General features: G+C 38.9%; 15 protein-coding genes. 12 read left to right on the top strand and 3 right to left on the bottom strand.

The features are described 5' to 3' along the window. Positions 1-224: 224 nt before the first annotated feature. Together H4683_RS14825 and H4683_RS14820 are read left to right on the top strand one after the other, a co-directional pair. Positions 225-2,699, top strand: coding sequence for a hypothetical protein (locus tag H4683_RS14825; protein ID WP_192599602.1), 2,475 nt, complete (start codon positions 225-227; stop codon positions 2,697-2,699). Between the two features lie 2 nt (positions 2,700-2,701). Beyond that, a complete protein-coding gene (locus tag H4683_RS14820) occupies positions 2,702-3,586 on the top strand; it encodes an ABC transporter ATP-binding protein (protein ID WP_192599601.1) in 885 nt (294 codons plus the stop codon). A 1,004-nt stretch (positions 3,587-4,590) separates the two neighbouring features. Here H4683_RS14820 and H4683_RS14815 read toward each other — a convergent pair. Continuing rightward, complete coding sequence (locus H4683_RS14815; RefSeq protein ID WP_338062479.1) at positions 4,591-4,974, bottom strand: transposase; 384 nt, start codon at positions 4,972-4,974, stop codon at positions 4,591-4,593. A gap of 920 nt (positions 4,975-5,894) precedes the next feature. Here H4683_RS14815 and H4683_RS14810 point away from each other — a divergent pair. Then, entirely contained in the window at positions 5,895-7,439 is a 1,545-nt protein-coding gene (locus H4683_RS14810) for a methyl-accepting chemotaxis protein (RefSeq protein WP_192599600.1), read from the top strand. Positions 7,440-7,677: 238 nt separating this feature from the next. Further along, complete coding sequence (cyoE, locus tag H4683_RS14805) at positions 7,678-8,586, top strand: heme o synthase (protein ID WP_192599599.1); 909 nt, start codon at positions 7,678-7,680, stop codon at positions 8,584-8,586. Positions 8,587-8,720: 134 nt separating this feature from the next. Here cyoE and H4683_RS14800 read toward each other — a convergent pair whose 3' ends face one another. Together H4683_RS14800 and H4683_RS14795 are read right to left on the bottom strand one after the other, a co-directional pair. Beyond that, entirely contained in the window at positions 8,721-11,951 is a 3,231-nt protein-coding gene (locus H4683_RS14800) for a DEAD/DEAH box helicase (protein ID WP_192599598.1), read from the bottom strand. Positions 11,952-12,320: 369 nt separating this feature from the next. Next, positions 12,321-12,500: a hypothetical protein gene (locus H4683_RS14795; RefSeq protein WP_192599597.1), complete on the bottom strand. Its 180-nt coding sequence runs from the start codon at positions 12,498-12,500 to the stop codon at positions 12,321-12,323. Positions 12,501-12,914: 414 nt separating this feature from the next. Here H4683_RS14795 and H4683_RS14790 point away from each other — a divergent pair, with 414 nt between their 5' ends. The 8 genes from H4683_RS14790 to H4683_RS14755 all read left to right on the top strand — a co-directional run bounded on the left by H4683_RS14790 (position 12,915) and on the right by H4683_RS14755 (position 22,045). Further along, positions 12,915-14,318, top strand: coding sequence for a cytochrome ubiquinol oxidase subunit I (locus tag H4683_RS14790; RefSeq protein ID WP_192599610.1), 1,404 nt, complete (start codon positions 12,915-12,917; stop codon positions 14,316-14,318). Continuing rightward, complete coding sequence (gene cydB / locus H4683_RS14785; RefSeq protein ID WP_192599596.1) at positions 14,305-15,321, top strand: cytochrome d ubiquinol oxidase subunit II; 1,017 nt, start codon at positions 14,305-14,307, stop codon at positions 15,319-15,321. The genes H4683_RS14790 and cydB overlap by 14 nt, the downstream gene beginning before the upstream one ends. After that, positions 15,321-17,045: a thiol reductant ABC exporter subunit CydD gene (cydD, locus tag H4683_RS14780; protein WP_192599595.1), complete on the top strand. Its 1,725-nt coding sequence runs from the start codon at positions 15,321-15,323 to the stop codon at positions 17,043-17,045. Before cydB ends, cydD begins: the two co-directional genes overlap by 1 nt. Further along, the gene (gene cydC, locus H4683_RS14775) at positions 17,042-18,766 is read left to right on the top strand and encodes a thiol reductant ABC exporter subunit CydC (protein ID WP_192599594.1); all 1,725 of its coding nucleotides are present in this window, start codon (positions 17,042-17,044) and stop codon (positions 18,764-18,766) included. The genes cydD and cydC overlap by 4 nt, the downstream gene beginning before the upstream one ends. A gap of 91 nt (positions 18,767-18,857) precedes the next feature. Then, positions 18,858-20,057: a right-handed parallel beta-helix repeat-containing protein gene (locus H4683_RS14770; RefSeq protein ID WP_192599593.1), complete on the top strand. Its 1,200-nt coding sequence runs from the start codon at positions 18,858-18,860 to the stop codon at positions 20,055-20,057. 13 nt (positions 20,058-20,070) lie between these two features. Then, positions 20,071-20,532, top strand: coding sequence for a nitrous oxide reductase accessory protein NosL (locus H4683_RS14765; protein ID WP_192599592.1), 462 nt, complete (start codon positions 20,071-20,073; stop codon positions 20,530-20,532). Beyond that, complete coding sequence (locus H4683_RS14760; RefSeq protein ID WP_192599591.1) at positions 20,529-21,350, top strand: ABC transporter permease; 822 nt, start codon at positions 20,529-20,531, stop codon at positions 21,348-21,350. Before H4683_RS14765 ends, H4683_RS14760 begins: the two co-directional genes overlap by 4 nt. After that, complete coding sequence (locus H4683_RS14755) at positions 21,347-22,045, top strand: ABC transporter ATP-binding protein (RefSeq protein ID WP_192599590.1); 699 nt, start codon at positions 21,347-21,349, stop codon at positions 22,043-22,045. The genes H4683_RS14760 and H4683_RS14755 overlap by 4 nt, the downstream gene beginning before the upstream one ends. Positions 22,046-22,162 lie beyond the last annotated feature (117 nt).

Genomic DNA, 22,162 nt, shown 5'->3' with positions numbered 1-22,162 from the left:
CCGTGGAATGGCTAAGTGAGGTTGTCGATTTCCTATGTCGTTTGAGGGAATTCAGCGAAAGAGGTTTACCTATATTTGGTTAATCAACAGACGTGGTAGGTAGCACTACTTATAAGGGGATTTTCGTATGGTGAAAAATGAAACGTAGTCAAAAGAAGGCCGGATGATGGAAATTACGAAAAAGTGAGGTCGTAGAAATATACTAAGAGTGTGGGGGGAAACAGATGAAGGAAGTTATTGATTTTGTTGTAAAGGGGATTGTGAAAAGCAAATACATATTATTGGTACCATTCGCTATGATTCTTCTCATCGTATCACTACTGGTGATTAATAGCACTCAATCTGAGACAACTCGAAAAGAGTTACAGGGCACTTTCGATAATCGACAAGAAACTGTAAATTTTTTAATTAGTAGAGCATTGAAAAAGCAGAGACATATTGGTCTAACTGAAGAGCAACAACAATCGTTAGATAGTCTGCTATCTCAGGAAAAATATTTATACGAGATTTCAAGTAAGTTGGATCAGGGGAATTTAGACATTTCATTAGAAAATATAAAATATACAAAAGAATATAAAGCGTATGTGGGTTCTGTCTCTATTCCCTATAATAATATGAATTTATTAACTATTGAACAACGAAAAGCGGAAATGCTAGCGGAGCATAACTTATCTTTTACAGAACAACAAACGCCTTTTAACACGGCGTTGTTTACTAAGCAATTGTTTCAATTATTATTTAGCCCGATTACAGCTTTTCTTTTTTTACTCATTTTTAGTTATAAATATTTATCCGATGCAGAGAATCGGACATTTGATTTCTTTAAAGTGAACTCCCTATCGAATACGGCAATCTATTATGGCTATTTGACTCCATTTTTACTTATCGTACCTCTGTACATATTCATAGCAAGCTTCTTATCATTGTTGCCTACATTGGTGACCGGGAACATCAATACAATCCATTATCCAATTGAAATCGCCGTTGGTTCGGAAACGATGATGGTGCCCGTATGGAAATGGTTACTCTTCCTTCCAATTGGTTGGGGTATTTTTGTTTCATTGCTACTGGTGCTGGCAATTTGCTTATTCAAACAGCGCATTTCTCTAGGCGCTCTTTTAGCAATGATTGCTCTACCACTCGTGATTGGCTATGTTATTTCAACGCAATTCGGATTTTACATGGTAAATCCGATCCATTTAATTGTCTCATATGAAACACATTTATTACCTACTCATCGTTTTATGATCTATCTGTTATGGATGTTCATCGTACTCATTATTTGTTTAGTGGCTTCCTATCCGGTATTCAACTCACAAGGATCAGTATTTAAGCCTACTTCCTTTCTTTCAACTAAAAAACAGTATCACCCAAAAAATAAGTGGAAGCTCCTTCAATTTGAGCATGTAAAGAAGAAGCGCAAAGGTCATGTGCTTTTCACGCTCATCTTGTTATTTGGCATTATTGGCGGTACCTCTATTTTTGTGAATCAACAATATCAAAATCTCCCTGAGACGTCTTTGAAATTAATTGAAGACCTGCAAAATATCTACGTTGAACGACAATCGCATTGGAAAGTGCTTGAAGATGAGGAAGATATGGAAAGGCTGTCTACTAGTCAAGAAGAGTCAGATGAGGAAATGACAGAGTTTATTCCTAAAGAGAATCCTTATACTGTTATAGTTGAAGACATGGAACATGGCTATAACGTGTTAGAGGGGTTAAAGAAAGAGATCGGTTCACCACATTTTCCTGAAAAGTTTCGGGAAACCATGAATACATTAGATTCATATAAAGATATAGATCCTTCACAATGGCCTGTAACCGGTATAGCTTCAAAAGAGCAACAGCGGATTTTAGATGAGAAAGATATAACACCATGGACAATTGGGCATTCCTGGATTTCTAATTTTGATGACCCAAGTACTGCATTTGATAATGAGCATTACAAATTGTTAAAAGCGAGTCAAGAACGACATACAAAATACGGAAATAGCGGCTTGTTCTCCGTTTATAAATATTTGGATTGGAATATGATGTTGTTCGTACTTGGGGTTTTCATTCTTCTGTTATGGACGAGTATTTCCGAGGAACAGCGGCCAAATCTGTCGATGAACTTTCTGACAACAAAACCAATCTCTTCCAGTTTAATTTATGTAAGTAAATGGGTGTACAATGGAATGATTGCTTCTGGTTTACTCCTAATCAGTGGAAGCATTGTATTCCTTCTCAGTTTACTCATTGGCGGTCTTGGTGAATCCCAATATCCAATCTTGGTTTACGCTGTTGAAAAATATAAAGATGACCTCTTCTACTCAGCTGTGGATAATGCCTATTTCTACTTTGAAAGTTTGCTAGCGCTTATTTTGAAAAGTGGCGTGCTCATCATGGCTCAAATCTTCTTCTTGAATAGCTTATTCAGCTTGATTGGCAGATGGTTAAAAAATCATTATGCAACAATTATCATTACATTAATAATCACATTTGCAGGCTATTTTTTAGCAAACCAATATACTTCAATAAATGGAATGTATTTGAATCCATTTGTTTACTTTGATACTTGGAATATTGTAGACGGTTGGAAGTCGATTGTAGCAGACTCATCTAAAGTGAACTTCATCAATGGATGTATTAGTCTGCTAGTCAGTGGATTCCTACTGTTCTGCATGGGATTACTATCAGGAAGGAAGAGGGTGTAATCATGTCAGTATTAAAAGTCAATCATCTTAACAAGAATTATGGGAATAAGAGTGTATTACAGGCTATTTCATTTGTCATCAATGAGGGGGATGTAATCGGACTGGTCGGACCAAATGGAGCAGGGAAATCTACTTTAATGCGTTCTATACTGGCATTAGAGAATGTTGAAAGTGGCTCTGTCACTATCAAAGACATTTCAAATAGGAACCCTGAATTTTTTAAATACGTATCTTTTTTACCTAGTGATAACTACTTATATACACAACTAACAGGATACGATCATTTAGCTTTTGTAGGTAACATTTATAATATAGAAAAAAGTAGAATTGATGAAGTCATCGATTTAATCGGTATTCGAACGTATGTCAACCAACCCGTTAAATCCTACTCATACGGTATGAGACAACATCTATTAATCGCTTTAAGTATACTGACAAAACCGCTCGTCATCTTAATGGATGAACCTTTTAATGGATTAGATCCAACGAGCATCATCGAATTGAAACAATTGATTCGAACATTGCATACCCAGGGGATTGGCATCCTCATATCGACACATAATTTGGACATACTGGAGGATTTAACGAATACCATCTGGTTCATTAAAGACGGAGAGTTGTTCAAAAACGAAATGCTACTCGATGTGAATGATCCATATCAAATCGAAGTTTCAGGTTCCTTTGAAAAAACAGTAGAACAACTGATGACGGATAGTCATTTACCATTCCAAGTTATAGAGAATCGTATACTTACAGATCCAACATATGATGTAGAGAAATACCTTGAATGCTTGATAAAGAATGGAGTACAAATTAAATCAGTAAATAAAAGTAAAAAGAATCTGGAAGAAATGTATAAGAGCTTTTATGAAGTAAATATCCCATAAATGAATCAATGTAATAAGCGCTGGGTCTTTCGCTACTATTTATAGGTCCCTATTTGCTGCTTACACTGGCAATTGAACCGAACGAAAGTCGAAAGTGGGTTCGATAATTTATCAAACGGCACCTACAATAAAATTTTTCACGCACTGAATCTAAGTGTAAGAGATGTCGCAAGAGATATGATTCAGCTTGGAATGGATTAGTAAGCCGTAACATAACAATCTTAATTCATAATTATTTTTTAATGAACCTAAATATTTTTCTGTTTTTTAAAAATAACTTTGGAAGTTGACTGCATTTTGACTGGGGAAATTGTAGATTCTTATATAATTTGGTATAAAATAAAAAGCGAATAAAGATAGAAAACCTTGTTTTGTCATTGTTTGTTGCAATACATGGCAATCTGTAATAGCTTATTATGTAAGGGGTTGCATGATGCAATAAGGCGATAAAACCCCTTACTTGTAAAGGTTTTTGTAGCTATAAGAGCGTGTTCAAAAAGTATGCTTTTATTGAAAACACCTCGTTAAATCCAATCGCCATAATTCCTATAATTGCGAATATAAGGTAAACCGATAAAGGATCAACCTCAAGGAATAAAAATTTCAACTGTAACCCCTAAACTTAGACAGACTTATCCCTTTGTTCTATCAATCTTTTTTAAAAAACAAATGATTAATGGCTCACTAGCTAGCCAATGTAAGAGAGAGTTGTTCCTCTTGTTCGTGTTGTAGTTGTTTGATATTAGCCAGATGATATTTGGGCAGAACGGTCAGTCTTACAAGTTTAATCATATGCTCAATTAACCGGAACAGAACACTCATAATGAAAAGTTTCTTGACGTACTCCGTTCGACGAACGGGAACCTTCTTATGTTTCATTACGGATGTAAGCTGATTGGATTTTTGGGCAAAAGCAAGTTCTACCTGCTTTCAGAATTTCAGCAGATACTTTTGCAACTCACTTCCTTGTGGCAGGCTGAGCATAAGTCACTGTCACCGTGGAATCAGACCTCGGAGGTATCTTTGTCAATTCCAACAAAAACGAGTGGATGGCCTTTTTTACATTCCAGCTTTCCGTTGGAATCACAGTGTTGAGGAATAACCGCATTCTTTTTGATTTCGGTTACGACTGCCACATCATGTGTCATCAGTGACTCGCGTTGATCATTCGTATCGAAATATCCTAAATCAGTAGCCAAGTATTCAACCTTTAATCCATCTATCTTCTGAATCATTTCGATTAGTGGCAACATTACTTTGACATCCGCTGTGTTAGTAGGCAAAATGATTGAAAACAACACAACGGGTCCCTTCGTACTTGGGCATACGATGGAGTGTTTACGGTACCCGATAAAAAACTTGTTCTGATTGACTTTAGGGCGTTGGATCCCACAGGTTGCGTCCGGATCTGAATAGGTTTTTTCACATGCATATATACTTTTATCTAGAGGTTATTTTAATACTATTATTTAATCTGAGAACCACAATTCATGATGTTGGGAAGTAAAGGCGTTTAAAAGTATTACAGTTGGGCATAACGAAACGTGATTTCATAACAACGCCAGGGGTGTTAGTCATTTCTGGTCACCTCCACTTATTCAATATTCGATGACATCTGCAACACGTTTTAACATGATTGTGTTTGCCGCTAATTGGATATCCATTCTATCCATCTTTGGGCTTTGCATATACACTGCCGCAAGCAAGTCAATCTGTGATTTTAAAAATACTTGCCGTGATTGTTGTATAATGACAATAAAGTCTTTTGTAAATGATATGTTCAGGGTACATTATTCTAAGTAGTCTGTTTCTATTTAATGAAATAAAGTCGTTTAAAATGTAAAAATGCGGATCTATACAAAGTTTTAAATATGGAGGGTAATATTGAATATTTCAAATAAGTACAACCTTAATGAACGTGAATCGAAGTTTTTATAGGATAGGTTCTAACGTGGCCCTAACTTATTCTAGAACTTTCACAGAAGATTTCCACCTTAAGTGAAATTCAAATCAGAGGTGGTGACGCACAGGACGTGGTGATCTTAGTTGGCCTGCCCGTTAATGAGGGAAAAATAAAAAGCGTAAAAGAAGGATTTCGAGTAATGATTCCACTCCAATTGAAGGCAATTATTCAGACCCTAAGCGTTATAATCATTAGCAACATGTATTAAGGATACCAGTACAAAACAGTTCAAAACTGTTTTTCATTGGTATCCTTTGCTTTGAAGACAACTATTTTTACATTTTAAACAAAAAAGGGTAAACTAGTATGGTCGGATTATAATATGAATGGAGATTATTAGGGAATATGATTAATTTTAAAGGGAATAAACTTATTCTAGTAATCAGTGCGATTATGGTGTTTTTGATGGGGACTATTTACATAGCTCATCATTGGTTCGGCGTTTTGTCTGATTATGCTTTTTTACAAGGAGTTAGTATTTTATCTCCCGGTAAGTCGATTCTTTTGTATGTATTGCTACTCATACCTGTTACTTTGTTGGTTATGTCATTTATCGTATATAAAAAAAATGCTGAATCTGAATCGCTGTCTCTTCTTTTAACCTTAACGTTTACGTTCACATCTATTGGCATGATTGCGTCAGGAAATGGACTTGTTGAGTATCATTTCTCTATTTTTATGATGCTTGCGCTAATTTCATATTTCCAATCGATAAAGCTAATCGCTATAAGTACAGTTATTTTTGCTGTGCAGCATTTTGCAGGTTATTTATTCTTTCCCGAATTATTGTGTGGAACATCGGATTATCGATTTACGTTATTGATGATTCATGCTGTATATTTAATTTTAAGTGCGCTTGCTAACGGCGTTTTAATTTTACATACGAAGCGTGCCGAAAATAAGTCTAAAATTATTCGACGAGAAGCAATTCAGCAGTATAAAAGTGTCGTCAATCAGCTTCGGAAAACTTCGTCTTCAATCTTAGCTGTCTCCTCTGAGGTCGATAATGGCGCGGTAAAGACAGAGCAGGTAAGTATCAATATCTCTGGGGCGTCTATGAATTTATATAAAGGTGCAGAAAATTTACAGGACTCCGTTGAGAAGAATGTTCAATATGTAGAAAATCTGTTAGCTATTGCTGAAGAGTTGAATGAAGGAGCGCAAACAGTAAATAATAGTGCAGCACGTACAGCGGAAAATGTTCAGCAGGGTACGGATTTGATTGCAACTGCAGAAAAGCAATTTTTAACAGTGAAAAACAGTGTGGATAATCTGGAATCACTCGTTATGGGTTTTCACGCGATTGTGATTGAAATCAGCCGATTTGTAGCCGATATTAGTGCGATTTCCGATCAAACGAATTTGCTTGCATTGAATGCTTCTATTGAAGCGGCTCGTGCAGGTGATGCAGGAAAAGGGTTTGCGGTTGTAGCTGGGGAAGTACGTAAATTGGCGAGTGAATCAGAAGAGTCTGCAGATAGCATTAGGAAGCTAGTTGCTTCGATAGAAAAGGAATCAGAAGTGATCTTTAATGAGATGGAAGTATGTGTGAAGGAAGTAGAAAACGGTACAGTCTCTATGCGTTCTTCCCGGGACATTTTTGATGTGATTACAATCTCAATGGAAGAAGTAATAGGAGAAATGAAAAACATATTAAATGTTTCTGCATCGCTGGCAAACGATGGGGCTAAAATGAGTGCTTCTATGGAACAAATGAGTTCTGTATCTGGTGAAAGCTTGAATAACAGTCGAGAAATTGCTTCGTCAGCAGAGTTGCAGTTTACGAGTGTAGAAGCATTGACAGATATGGCGTCGAAATTACGTACACAGTCTGGTGACCTTGAAGAGCTTGTGCGGGAAATTAGTGACTATGAAAGAGAAACCGCGTAATAAATCGGTACATCTTTGTATAATAGTTGACCAACATCTAAAAAATGATAGTTGAACAAAAGTAATCACTTGAAATTGAAGTGGTTGCTTTTTTGTTTCTAAATGGTGAACATTGTTAGATGATTTCAGGTGATTACAGTCGGAAAGGTATATTTCGGGTAGGGGATAGTGCTATATTAGAAGTAGTGTAGTATGATTACGGTTGGATTTTTTAATGTTTTTAAGGAGTGGACAATAGATGAATAAAGATATTCTGTTATCTTCGGGGAAGGAGCGAACCTTTTCCGCTGTTTTGGCTGATTTACAATCCCTGTTTAAAGGGGTTGTTTTGATTGCAAATGTGCTACCTGTTTTGACAGGTTTTTGGTTGGCAGTTCATTTCACTGATGCGTCGTTTATGGCTCATTTTGATGTATTTTTACTAACGATTATAGGAAGTACTACCCTGATGGCGGGGGCACTTGTGCTTAATAACTGGTACGATGTGGATATCGATACGGTGATGGCAAGGACGCAAAAACGGCCGACTGTGACAGGGAATATTTCACTGAAAACAGTATTAGTATTGGGGATTGTACTTTCAGCAATCGGTCAAATCCTGTTACTTTTCACGACGATGGAAGCGGCAATATACGGCTTCATCGGGTGGTTTGCCTATGTCATCCTGTACACAATGTGGTCAAAACGTAAATATACATTGAATACTGTTGTAGGTAGTGTTTCCGGTGCGGTGACGCCTTTAATTGGATGGGCGGCTATAGCACCGACTTTTCATATCGTTCCGATTGTGCTGTTCATTATTTTATTCATCTGGCAAATGCCGCATACTTTTGCGATTGCGATGAAGAAAAATGAGGAGTATAAAGCTGCAAATGTGGCGATGCTTCCTGCGGTCTATGGCTTTAAAATGACGAAACGACAAATTGTAGTTTATGTTGCGTGTTTACTCCCGTGGCCTTTGTACTTGTCATCGCTTGGTGTTACATTTATGGTGATTGCGACCGTGCTTAATGTTGGATTTCTTGTTGTTTCAATCGGTGGGTTTTTCACAAAAAATGATCTGAAGTGGGCTAATGTCATCTTTTTATATTCCGTCAATTATGTAGCTATATTGTTTCTTATGATGATAATCGTTACATTTTCATAAGGGTTTACTAAAAGAAAAAACCATTCCTCATTAACTTTGGAATGGTTCTTTCTTGTGGGTTTGGTAAGGATGGTACCATACCCGCCCCATAAAGTTAATAATCAGTGGGGGTCTTACTGCCCGTTAATGCGGAATTAAATTGACAATATTTCACGGATATCCGATTCGGATAATGAGGAGAGCATTGTTTCACCTGTTTGGATGACTTGGTCGATTAATTCTTTTTTACTTTGTTGTAGCTCGTTTATTTTTTCTTCAATCGTTCCCTGGGCAATCAATTTAACAACCTGAACAACGTTTTTTTGTCCCATTCGATGAGCGCGTCCGATTGCTTGTTCTTCGATGGCTGGATTCCACCATAAGTCGTAGAGAATTACCGTATCTGCCCCTGTTAAATTTAGTCCAGTTCCACCTGCTTTTAATGAAATCAAGAAAATAGATTCTGTTCCTTCATTAAAGTCATCTACAAGTTTAACCCGTTCTTTGGCAGGCGTTTTTCCATCCAAATAAAAACAGCTTTGCCCTGATTGGACAAGGGTTTCTTGTATGATTTTTAGCATGCTCGAAAACTGAGAGAAAATTAGCATCTTGCGTCCGTTTTCTTGTCCATTTTCAATAATTTCAAGAAGTTCCTCTAACTTTCCGGATTTCCCCTCATAATTATCAATGAATAAGGAAGGATGACAGCAAAGTTGTCGAAGTCTAGTAAGGCCGGCAAGAATTTTTATTCTCCCTTTTCCTATTCCTTCCGTAGCAAGTGACTCTTTTGTTTCCATTCGGATTTTATCCAAGTAACCGAGGTAAAGCTCTTTTTGCTCGGTTTGCAGCTCTGAATAATGAACTGTTTCAATTTTATCGGGTAATTCCTTTAAGACATCTTTCTTCAGCCTTCTCAAGATGAAAGGTTTAACAAGGCGAGCAATCGTTTTAGGTTTTAAGCTCCGGAAAGTTTTCTGATCATGTAAGAATCCTGGCATGATTGCTTGGAAAATAGCCCATAATTCGTCTAACGAGTTCTCAATCGGAGTTCCAGATAACGCGAACCGCTTAGATGCTGTGATGGACCTTACCGCTTGAGAAATTTTAGAAGCATAGTTTTTTATGGATTGTGCCTCATCTAATATGAGCGAATGGAATTCTTGTTTGCTATACCATTCCAAATCCTGACGTAACGTATGATATGACGTGATGTAAACATCCGGTGATTTTTCCTGTTCCAGAATAGATTTTCTTTCCTGAACGGTCCCGGTAGCAATTTCCACATGTAAATCGGGCGCAAATTTACTAAACTCATTTTTCCAATTGTAAACGAGCGATGCAGGAGCAACAACGAGGAAAGGCTTACTCGGTTTGTCTTCCATCTCGGATAGGATGTACGCGATGCATTGTACGGTCTTTCCTAACCCCATATCGTCTGCTAAAATGCCACCAAGCTGATACTGTGCCAATGACTTTAGCCACTTAAAACCGGTTAACTGATAATCTCTTAGATTAGCTTGAAGAGTAGTTGGAATTTGAAAGTCTTCTTCTTCGGGCGATTTAATAGAATTAAAGAATTGTCGAAAGGTTTTTCCGAACTTTCTTGTTTGCTTATCTAATTTGGTTAGTCGTTCTTCAATTTGTAAGCCTCGATAGAGCGGCATTTTCATCTTTCCGTCGATCATTTCTACGGATTTATTATTTAATTCCTCATATAAATCAGCAACGTCTTGCAATTGTTCATCCATCAATGACAAAAAGGCGCCATTCGGTAATCGTACATATTTTTTCTTTTCTATGATTGATTGAAGGATATGTGCAACTTTTTGTTGATCAATACCATCTATCGTAAAATCGACATCCAGTAAATTTCCGTTGGATTGGATATTGACTGAAACCGTAGCCTTTGCAGCAGATGGGAGAATCAATGACTTAATGGCAGGTGCTAAAAATATTTCCGCTTTATCCTCAAGTTTGAACAGCCGATTATACAAAAAATCGAATACATCTTCTTCTATATTCGAATAATACTGGTCATTTCTTACTTTCAATGAGGACCTTTCCAACTCATGCATAAAATCCAATTCTTGTTCTGCATCTCTAATAAGTATCATTTGATCGTCACTCGTTAAACGACCGCTGTCGTTGACGGGGTTAATGATAATCGAATCGTAATGATACTCGACCTTCACATCGATACCCTCGTCTGAGCCATCCACGAACATCTTCACTCGCAATGTTGGATTAATAATGATTGTTGAAACCTTTTTAGATACTTCCACCTTACCAATTTGTTTCATCTTAGGCATGGCCTGAGAAACAAATGCCTCTACCTGCTCCACCGCTATCGGGATTACTGGGCTTGCGGTACTGCTTAACAATGGAACGAATGGTTGTAGAGCTCGTTGTTGTTCTGGTGATAATTTATACAACTTCCCACTAAGTGCATACCATCCATAGGTTTCGAAGTATTGTCCAGCTGTATTGCCACTTATCTTAAGTTGGTATTCCCCTGATTTTCCGTTTTCGAGCGTAAAGGAGAAAGGCAGATCTTCCTCTGTGATTTGTAACTGTCCATAGACGAAGTTTTGCTGCTCAAAATTACAATTTCGATGTTGTAATTTAAAGAGTAAGTCATCTGCAGCGTATAAAGGAATTAATAATTCTTTCCCTTTTTTTGCGTTACTTGCCCAATAATAATCATTCGTATTATATAAGCTCTCTGTCCGATGAACTTCGATTAGCTTGTCAATGATATCCGAATCCTCTGGTGTGAAAAGATGATCGTCCGGCGAATATGTAAAATGCTTACCAAACTCCATCTCGGTTTTATTGGAGATGTTATCCAATAAAGTTCTGATGTCCTTCACGATATACAATCGCTGTTCTCCTATTTTCATCTGGATTTCAAAAACATCTTTTTTACGATTATTATAATGCATATCTGAATGGGCTCTAAATAAAAACTCGACCTTTAAATAGCTCTCCGCATCTACTGTCAATCCAGGTGCCTTGTAAGAATTGTTGCCGAAATAGTCCATTAGTTTTGTTGCTTGTTGATATCTAGCATTTTTTGTCCCCTTGTTGTTGGAGATCTTTGCAGTTGTCTTTTGATCGTCTACAATCGCCAACAGCGTTGCACAAACATGCTTACAATCTCCTGAGTTTTCATAGGCTCCGCAATTGCAGCTATCCTCTATTTTTTGGTCATTTATGCGAACCCATGTGTTATAAACTTCGCTTCCGATAACTCTCGCGCTCCAAGTGTTTCTTTCATAATCATAATTTAAACTTTGAACCCTACCGTTAGTAAAATAGCTCTTTCCCCTTGTAAAAGTAGTCGTCGCATAAAAACTTTGGATTAGTTGTTGGGTTAGTCGATTCATGGTTCACACTCCATTTTTCTCTAGTACTGAGTTTGGGTATCTAAGGCTACTATAATGATTCAACCTGATAGGGTTAAGTATACCTTAAATTCATTTGCAATATTCATATGATGAGTAATAGGTTATGTTATGTATACTATAAATAGCGGCCAGGCTGACTAAAGTCGCCACGATTGAAGTTTCACTTTCTATTAATCGACATATGACTTCAGTGTTGGGAATTAATCATTAATCCAAGAAGGACAATGCTTTCGAGAGATAACTTTTTGGTATGAACAATGGATGCATAAAGAGAATTAGACCAAAATTGTCTTGGATCTGAAAAACACGCATTTCCTTTATTTAAAGGAAATGCGTGTTTTTCAATGATTATTTTTCTGATTTCTGTTTATCCGCGCCAGGGTTGAATCCAAGTGCATTATGGAATCGATTCGAAAGTTCTTTTTGTTTCTTTTTCTTCTTGGAAGCCGTACTTAAAAACTGGAGAATAAAGAGAAAACAACCGATAATTAGCACGAACAACAATATTAACAACAATAATAACCTCATAATTACCATAATCCTTTATAATATATTTTGAAAAAATATAGTAAACTGGATGTACTAAAAAGCAAGTGCCTTAATTTATTATACAGTATAAAAACATCGAAATATACAAGAAATGCACTAATTTTGTCGAAAGAGTATATAACTTCCTACCTTGGAAAGATGAATTCTTTATATATTTTGTATAGATTGGCTGGTTACAATTTGATGTAGAGGAATCATGATGATCTTAAGAAAGAATGGATTGCTAAGTGAAAAACGAAAAAAATATCCTCCTGTGACAACATTTCTACATTGAACATGGAATCCTACCGTAAGTTCTTTACTTTGTAACAGGAACTTCTTAGATTGTTCACGAACTATTTTTCTCATTCAGTTAAAGTAGAGGGAGAGTGATTCTTGAAGGGAGAGCTATTGATGGAAGAAGTCATGTTGGCAAGAATTCAATTTGCATCAACAACGTTGTTTCACTTTATTTTTGTTCCATTATCAATTGGTTTGGCTTTATTGATTGCAATCATGCAAACGATGTATGCTGTGAAAAAAGATGAAATCTATTTAAAAATGACGAAGTTCTGGGGGACCTTTTTCCTCATTAACTTTGCTGTCGGGGTTGTGACAGGGATTTTTCAAGAATTCCAGTTTGGTATGAACTGGTCGACATATTCCAGATTTGTAGGAGATATTTTTGGGGCTCCATTAGCTGTGGAGGCGTTATTAGCATTTTTTCTTGAGTCGACATTTATCGGTATATGGGTTTTTGGTTGGGATAAAGTTTCCAAGAAGTTACATTTGACTTCAATTTGGCTTGTTTCAATTGGAACAATCCTATCGGCATTCTGGATTTTAGCAGCAAACTCTTTCATGCAAAATCCGGTCGGTTATACGTTGCAAAACGGACGGGCGGAGATGAACGATATTGTTGCCTTATTAACCAATGAAAAACTGTGGGTTGCATTCCCACATACTGTTTTTGGAAGTTTTGCAACGGGTGCATTTTTCATTATAGGTGTTAGTGCATGGAATTTATTGAAGAAGAGGGATATTGAATTCTTTAAACGTTCAATCAATATTTCCTTGGTGATTGGTATGTTAGCGGGTCTAGGCCTTGCGTTTTCTGGACACTCCCAAGCACAATACCTAATGCATGCGCAACCGATGAAAATGGCTGCGGCGGAAGGACTTTGGGAAGATAGTGGAGATCCTGCTGCCTGGACAGTGGTAGCGAAAATTGATGTAGAAAATCGTGAAAGTACAGGAAGAATCGAGATTCCGTATCTACTTAGTTACTTATCATTTAGTGAGTTTTCTGGAAAAGTAGAAGGTATGAATACATTAGAAGCACAAATGATTGAGAAGCACGGGGAAGGCAGTTATATCCCTCCCGTTAAGACTACTTTTTGGAGCTTCCGAATCATGGCGGTGACAGGTGGTATCTTGTTGGCACTTGGTGCATTGGGCTTGTTGCTGTCGTTCCGTAAAAAAATCACAACAAGTGTATGGTTCCTAAGAATCCTTGTCCCAGCGATTTTCCTACCGTTCATCGGGAACTCGTTCGGTTGGATCATGTCGGAAATTGGACGTCAGCCATGGGTTGTCAATGGATTAATGAAAACAGCAGATGGAATTTCACCGAATGTGTCAGCAGGTCAAATGCTGTTCTCGCTCATTTCATTCTCGACAATCTACACGATTCTAGGCATTGTCATGGTCATCTTGTTCATTAAAGTAATTCAACAAGGACCACATGAAAAACCGAAAGCGGATGTTGCTGCAAAAGATCCTTTCGAAACAGGGGGAATTGACCATGCAGTTAAGTGAAATTTGGTTTCTACTAATTGCTGTGCTGTTTGTTGGGTTCATTTTTCTGGAGGGTTTTGACTTTGGTGTTGGGATGAGTACGAAATTTCTTGCGAAAAACGATACGGAGAAACGCGTACTTATCAATACGATTGGTCCAGTTTGGGACGCCAATGAAGTATGGCTTATTACGGCAGGTGGAGCAATGTTTGCTGCTTTTCCACATTGGTATGCGACTGTATTTAGCGGTTATTATATCCCGTTCGTTGTTTTGCTACTCGCACTGATTGCCCGCGGAGTATCATTTGAGTTCAGAGGAAAAATGGATTCGCAAAAGTGGGTAAAAACATGGGATTGGATGATTTTCATCGGCAGTATTTTGCCTCCCTTCCTCTTTGGCGTTCTGTTTACGAGCATGATTAGAGGAGTTCCGATTGATGCGGATATGAACATGCATGCAGGCTTCTTCGATATAGTGAATGCTTATACAGTGATTGGTGGAATAACATTTGTTGCACTAGCTTATTTACATGGATTGCTATTTATTACGTTGAAAACGACTGGTGAAATTCGTGAACGTGCACATAAGGCTGCACAAAAAGTGTATGGCTTAGTGGGGATTGTTATCGTTTTGTTTATTGCGATGACAGCATATGATACGAATGCATTTGTAGAACGGGGAGCGATTTTGATTCCACTTTATGGGGTTGCAATTGTTCTGTATGGCGCATTGTTTTTCTTCCTACGCAAGAAACGTGAAGGACTTAGCTTTACAATGACTGGCCTCATTTTAGTAATTGTCATGTCATCATTTTTCATCGCGTTGTTCCCGAATGTCATGATTAGTTCGTTGGATCCGGCATTCAATATGTCAATTTACGAGGCGGCATCTGGAGAATATTCACTTCGCATTATGACAATTGTAGCGTTCACGATGGTTCCGATTGTATTGGCTTATACAATCTGGAGTTATTATGTGTTCCGTAAACGGTTGACAGGCGACAAGGAGCATTTGGAATACTAATGGATAAAAAACTACTTCAGTATAAGGGAAGTAAACAAGTGATGGCGTGGGTTGGGCTACTAACAGTAGCTCAATCGATCGCCATTGTTTTTCAAGCCATCTATTTGGCAAAGGCGATTACGCAACTGTTTCATGGGGTGGTTTGGACTATAGCCCTAGAATCGTTTGCGGTTTTTGCCATTGCGCATATCGTGCGTCATCTATGTCAATGGGGGAAAGAGCGGATTGCGTATCGATTTGCGGAACAGACCGCCCTTCATTATCAACGGATGTTAGTGGAGAAGGTTTTTGAAATTGGGCCACATCTAATTGGAAAACATGGTTCGGGAAATTTAGTGACGCTTGCATTGGAAGGGATTCCGAAGTTCAAAAAGTACTTGGAGCTATTCATTCCACGGGTATTATCAATGGCAATTATCCCTGCTGTCTTGCTCGTTTACGTCTTTACGATGGATATAATGTCAGGGGTTACGTTACTTGTAGTCATGCCGATTTTAATCATATTCCTCATACTGATTGGGCTGGTATCACAGAATAAAATTGATGCTCAAATGGATACGTATCGGTTGTTATCACGTCATTTTGTTGATTCGTTACGCGGCCTTGTAACGTTGAAATATTTAGGGCGAAGCAAAGCCCATGAACAGGCAATCGCTACAGTGAGTGACAAATACCGGATTGCAACGAATCGATCACTACGCTATGCGTTCATGTCCTCATTTTCGCTGGATTTCTTCTCGAGTCTTTCCATTGCAGTTGTCGCGGTTGAACTTGGACTGCGGCTCATCAATGGGACGGTATTCCTTGAGCCCGCTTTAACAATCTTGATTCTTGCACCTGAATACTTCATGCCTGTGCGTGATCTAGGTAACGATTTTCATGCGACAATGGATGGTAAAGAGGCAAGCGAGCAAATTCGTGGTATTTTAGATGAAAAAACAAGCGGAATAGACAATGAAGTAACATCTACTTCACAGTGGAGTGACACTAGCCGTCTGACGGTAAATGGGTTGACTAAGCAAGTTGATGAAGGACAATTGATTTTGAAGCAGCTGAACTTCAAAGTGAAGGGATTCCAGAAGATTGGTATCGTTGGCCGTTCAGGAGCAGGTAAGTCCACATTGATTGATATGCTTTCTGGTTTTACAGCGCCGACCGCGGGAGAAATGACACTAGATGGCGTCAATATCGAGGGATTTGGATTTCCGGATTGGCAAAACCAGATGATGTATATTCCGCAGTATCCGACGGTTTTTTCGGACACGGTTGCGGGGAATATTCGATTTTATGAACCTGAGGCATCTGACGAAGAAGTGGAGCATGTGGCAAAGCAAGTCGGGTTAATGGCGCTAATTGAAACGTTTCCAAATGGTTTCAATGAGAAGATTGGACAAGGGGGTCGCAGTTTAAGTGGGGGAGAAGAGCAACGCATTGCAGTTGCTCGTTCCCTATTACAAAACCGGTCGATTCTTTTGTTTGATGAACCGACTGCACATCTTGACATCGAAACAGAACACGGTATGAAAGAAATGCTGTTACCGATTTTGGAAGATAAGCTGGTTTTCTTTGCAACGCATCGCTTGCACTGGATGGAAAACATGGACTCTATCATTGTTCTTGAAGATGGGCGAATTGTGGAAACAGGTACGCATGACGAGTTACTTCATGCGGGTGGGGCATATGCCTGTCTAATTGAGGCACATAGGAGGGGGATGAAGATATGAATACCTTTCAGTCCTATGTGATGCCATATGTGAAGAAGTATAAGAAATTGATTGTTGCGACGATATTTTTGGGTACTTTGTCTGTATTATCCGCGGCGATGTTGACATTTACGTCAGGATATTTGATATCGAGAGCCTCTGAAAGACCGGAGACAATTTTATTGGTTTATGTGCCGATTGTTGCTGTCCGCACATTCGGGATTTCCCGTGCTGTGCTACGTTATTTAGAACGACTGTTGGGTCATAATGCCGTGCTGAAAATACTATCGGAAATGCGCGTTAAATTGTATCGAGCATTAGAACCGCAGGCGCTTTTCATAAATTCACGTTTTACAACTGGTGACCTCTTAGGTACGTTAGCAGATGATATTGAGCATTTACAAGATGTTTATATTCGGACGATTTTCCCGACCTTGATTGGCTTGTTCTTATTTGTCTTTGCGACATTATCACTTGCCATCTTTGACTGGGTATTCGCGCTGGTCATGGCTTTTTGTTTAGCGGTCATCGTAGTTGTTTATCCGTTGTTGTCATTGTACATATTGAAGAAAAGGCAACTGGAGTCGAAAGTTTTGCATAGCCGACTTTATGAAACATTGACGGATGCAATTTTCGGCATTAGCGATTGGATCATCAGCGGTCGGAAAGAGCAGTTTGTCGATACCTTTATGAAAGACAGCCATGCAAGTCATGAAGCGGAGAAGAAGCTGAGCTACTGGCATCAGTCTCGGACCTTGCAGTTGCAGGTTTTTTCTGGATTACTTGTTATTATTGTCGGCGTCTGGGCAGGTTTCCAAGCAGCACAAGGCGAAATTCTTCCTATCTATATTGCGGCATTCACCTTAGTGACTATGCCGATTATCGAAGGACTTATTCCACTTTCACATGCCATCGAACGTATTCCAGCTTACGAAGAGTCATTGCGTAGGGTAGATAGGATCCACAAATTTGGCGGAGCAATTGAAGTGACTGATGGAAGTACGTTCTCTGAGAAGCATGCAAACATTGAAATATCGAATGTCAGCTATCGGTATGAAGGTCAACAACGGTATGCGGTAGAGAACTTTTCTTTATTGATTCCACAGGGTCAAAAAATAGCTATACTTGGGAAAAGTGGTTCAGGGAAGTCGACATTAATCCAACTATTGTTAGGTGCGCTTGCTCCGACAGATGGGCAAATATCCGTTAATGGGCATCAGTCAGCTGAATACGGGGAGACTATTTACGACATGATGAGTGTGTTGAATCAGAAGCCGTATTTATTTGCGACAACTGTTGAAAATAATATTCGACTTGGAAAGCGCGATGCGACAACCGAGGAAATTGAACAGGTTGTTGCCCAAGTACGTTTAGATGCGTATATTCACTCTCTACCAGATAAGTTGCGAACGCAAATGGAAGAAACGGGGCAACGTTTTTCGGGAGGGGAGAGGCAACGAATTGCATTGGCGCGGATTCTATTGAAAGATACACCCTGCGTGATTCTGGATGAACCGACAGTTGGACTTGATCCGGAAACGGAGTACGCACTCGTTGACACGATGTTGGAAACGCTCAAAGATAAGACGGTCATTTGGATTACGCATCATTTGACGGGGATTGAAAGTATGGATCATGTTATCTTCATGGATGAAGGTGAAATCGCGATGCAAGGTACTCACGATGAACTTATGGAATCGAATGAACGTTATCGTCAGCTATATAAATTGGATCGCGGATGAAGTTGAGGGAGGGAGTTGTTCCCTATACAAATGGACTTCACAACTCCCACATACTTTTGTGGTATAAAAATTGATAAGGATGTGATCTAAAATGTGGGTATTCCTGTTCTTAGTTATGGCATTTTGTTTTTCATTTCAAGAACCGGTTTTCGCGGAAGAAGCAACGCCACTTCAGCCACTTATTGACGGGGCGAGCGCAGGTGACATAATTAATTTGGAGAATAAGACGTATAACGGGCCGATTCGTATTGATAAACCGTTGACGTTGCAGGGGGAGGAAGGGACGGTTATTGAAGGTGATCGAAAAGGGGATGTCATCACGGTTGAAGCGAATGATGTCACAATTCGTTCTGTTAAGATCAATCAATCTGGTCTTGGGAAGCAGCATGCGGGTATCATCTTGAAAAAGGTGGAGCGCGTGACGATTGAGTCCAATACACTGGAACAGGTTCAGAATGGTATTTTCGTTCGTGGTGGGCGCCAACATACGATTCGGGATAATACATTTTCTAGTTACGATGAACATTTCGCGAAACGGGGTAATGCAGTTCATTTGTTGGCTACTAAAAATAATGTGATAGAAAATAACAAAATGAATCATGTTCAAGACGGCGTTTACTTGGACGATGCAACAGATACGATTATTCAAAACAACCGTGTAACGGATTCACGGTATGCACTCCATTTCATGTTCTCGCGTGAAGCAATCGCACAGGATAACCAGTTTACAAATAATATGAATGGCATTATGGCGATGAACTCTGAAGATATTCGGATTGTGGACAACCTATTCGAAAGAAATTTGAATTATCGTGGATTTGGTGTGTTGATATATGAGATGAAAAATGTAGATTTTGAAGGCAATCAATTGTTATATAACCATACGGGATTGGAAATCCAGTCTTCAGAAAATGTCATTGTGAAGAACAATGTAGTAGCGGGAAATTACATAGGACTTGCTTCAAAAGGCTTGAACAAGCAAGTCGTCTTTAGCGGAAATGACATGGCAGGTAATATTATTCAAGCGAAATTAGCTGGTAATCCGATTGCATTGGATGACGGATTGCTGGGTAATTATTGGGATGATTACCGTTCGTATGATTTAACAGGGAATGGCATCGGGGAAGTACCGTACGAAGCCTCGTCAAGTACGAGTGATTTATTGCAAAGTCATCCGCACTTACAGTTCTATTTTGAAAGTCCGGCTATGACGATTTGGCAATCTGTCGAAAAAATGTTTTCTAACTTAAAAGATGCGGTCAATATCGATCGTTTTCCGATTGTAAAATAAGGGGGTTTTATAGTTGTATAGAAAATGGCTTGTAGCAATTTTGGCTGTATCCATCTTAAGTGGATGTGGGAAAAATGCCGCTTTTGAACCGGTAGACATCAATACGGATATCGATGTGTGTGATGTATGCAATATGAGTATTACTGCAGTGAATTATGCGACAGAAGTGATTATGAAGGACGGGTCTGTCGAGAAGTTTGATGATATCGGCTGTATGGTAGATTTTATGGGTGGTGCAACGAAAGAAACTGGTGCATTGTTTGTTCGTGATGCGAATACAGGGGAATGGATTGAAGCGCAAAAAGCATCTTATTTATTAAACGATGATTATTGGACACCGATGATGTATGGTGTCATTTCGTTTAAAGATGATGCATCTGCGGAATTGTTTTCTACGGATAATGGTGAAGGTTCTAAGCTGACATTCGATGAAGTCGTTGAACATCTTGGCGAAAAAGGGAGTTCTAAACATTGACCAGTTGGACAATCGCTAAACAAGAATTTAAACTTGCCCTTCGCAGTCGCTGGCTCATTCTCATGGCTGTTCTGTTTACGTTATTATCCGTTATTTTACTTTTTTTCGGTGGACAGCCTGTGGTGGATGGATTCGATGGCTTCACACGTCAAACAGCATCGCTTCTTAATCTCTCACTATTTTTAATGCCGTTATTGACACTATTAGTTGGGGGTATGTTAATCGCAGGAGAAAAAGAGGATGGACAACTTGTATTGTATATGACATATCCTATAACCGAAAGAGCCATTATTTTTGGTAAATATATCGGGATTGGGCTTTCGCTGTTGACTGTGTTATTTATTGGTTATGGGACGTCGACAATTATTCTACTGTTTTTCGGAACAGTTCAATGGTCGATAACGATTCTATTCTTTCTTATTTCCGCTTTGCTTATTTTATTATTTTTATCAATTGCACTTAGTATCGGCTTTTTTGTATCCGGCCGATTGCAGGCACTCGGTATGGGGTTGCTATTTTGGGCATTCTTTGTGTTACTTTATGAATTTATCGTTATGGCCCTTTCGATGGTTATCTCGGCAAAAAGCGTTCTTTTATTGTTAACGATATCTGTTTTCTTGAATCCTGTAGAACTGATTCGAGTTTTCACCATTTTATTTTTAGGAAGTGGGACGGTGTTCGGTCCATCTATCTATGATTTTACCATTTGGGCAAGCAGTTGGGTAGGAGCAACGATGTTTGGTGTCACAGCGCTAGTATGGATACTCTGTCCTCTAGGTATTGCCCATTGGATTTTGAGAGGGGGGCGGCGCATATGATACGTGTTGAAAATATAAAAAAGACATTTTCTAAGCGACCGATTATTGAATCGGTTTCCTTTACTGCGAAGAAAGGTGAATGCTTGGCATTATGTGGCGGCAATGGTGCAGGGAAAAGTACGATTCTAAAAATGTTGACTGGCATCCATACGCCAGATGAAGGCCATATATCGTTGAACGGCGTGGAAGCAAAGCGTAATTCTATATCGTATCGGGATCAGTTCGCCTATATGCCAGACGATTTAACCTTCCATCCGCTTGTGACAGGACGGGAAGCGTTAGACTTTTCAGCGGAGTTACAGAAAATTGCTCGGGGTCGTGTGGAAGAAGTATTGGAGTTAACAGGACTTGTGGAACATGCAGGTAAACGGATCAAGACGTATTCGAAAGGAATGCAGCAACGGCTTTCTTTTGCGCAAAGCCTATTGTCAGAAGCGCCTGTATTGTTTCTGGACGAGCCAACAAATGGTCTCGATCCTTATTGGGTTCACCGTTTGAAGGAAATCATCATCGAACAAAAACGAGTTGGGCAAACGATTTTATTTACAACTCATATGTTGCCGATTGTGGAACAATTGGCCGATAGATTAGTATTTCTACAAGATGGAGGGCTGCTTGTTAATGAATCCGTTGGGCAATTGTTGAAGCAAAATCCGTCTTTGGATGAAGTGTTGTTTAGTGAGTATGTGAAATGAGATAGGGTAACTTGTGAACTGTCATGGCAATGCGTGAAACTGTAAGGGCAATCGACAAAACTGTCATGGCTCGGGCGAACTGTCATGGCAATGCGTGAAACTGTAAGGGCAACCGGG

Source organism: Sporosarcina limicola (genome assembly GCF_014873855.1).
Classification (GTDB): Bacteria; Bacillota; Bacilli; order Bacillales_A; family Planococcaceae; genus Sporosarcina; species Sporosarcina limicola.
Note: the sequence above shows the minus strand (reverse complement) of the source record. Positions and strands in the feature narration are given on the sequence as shown.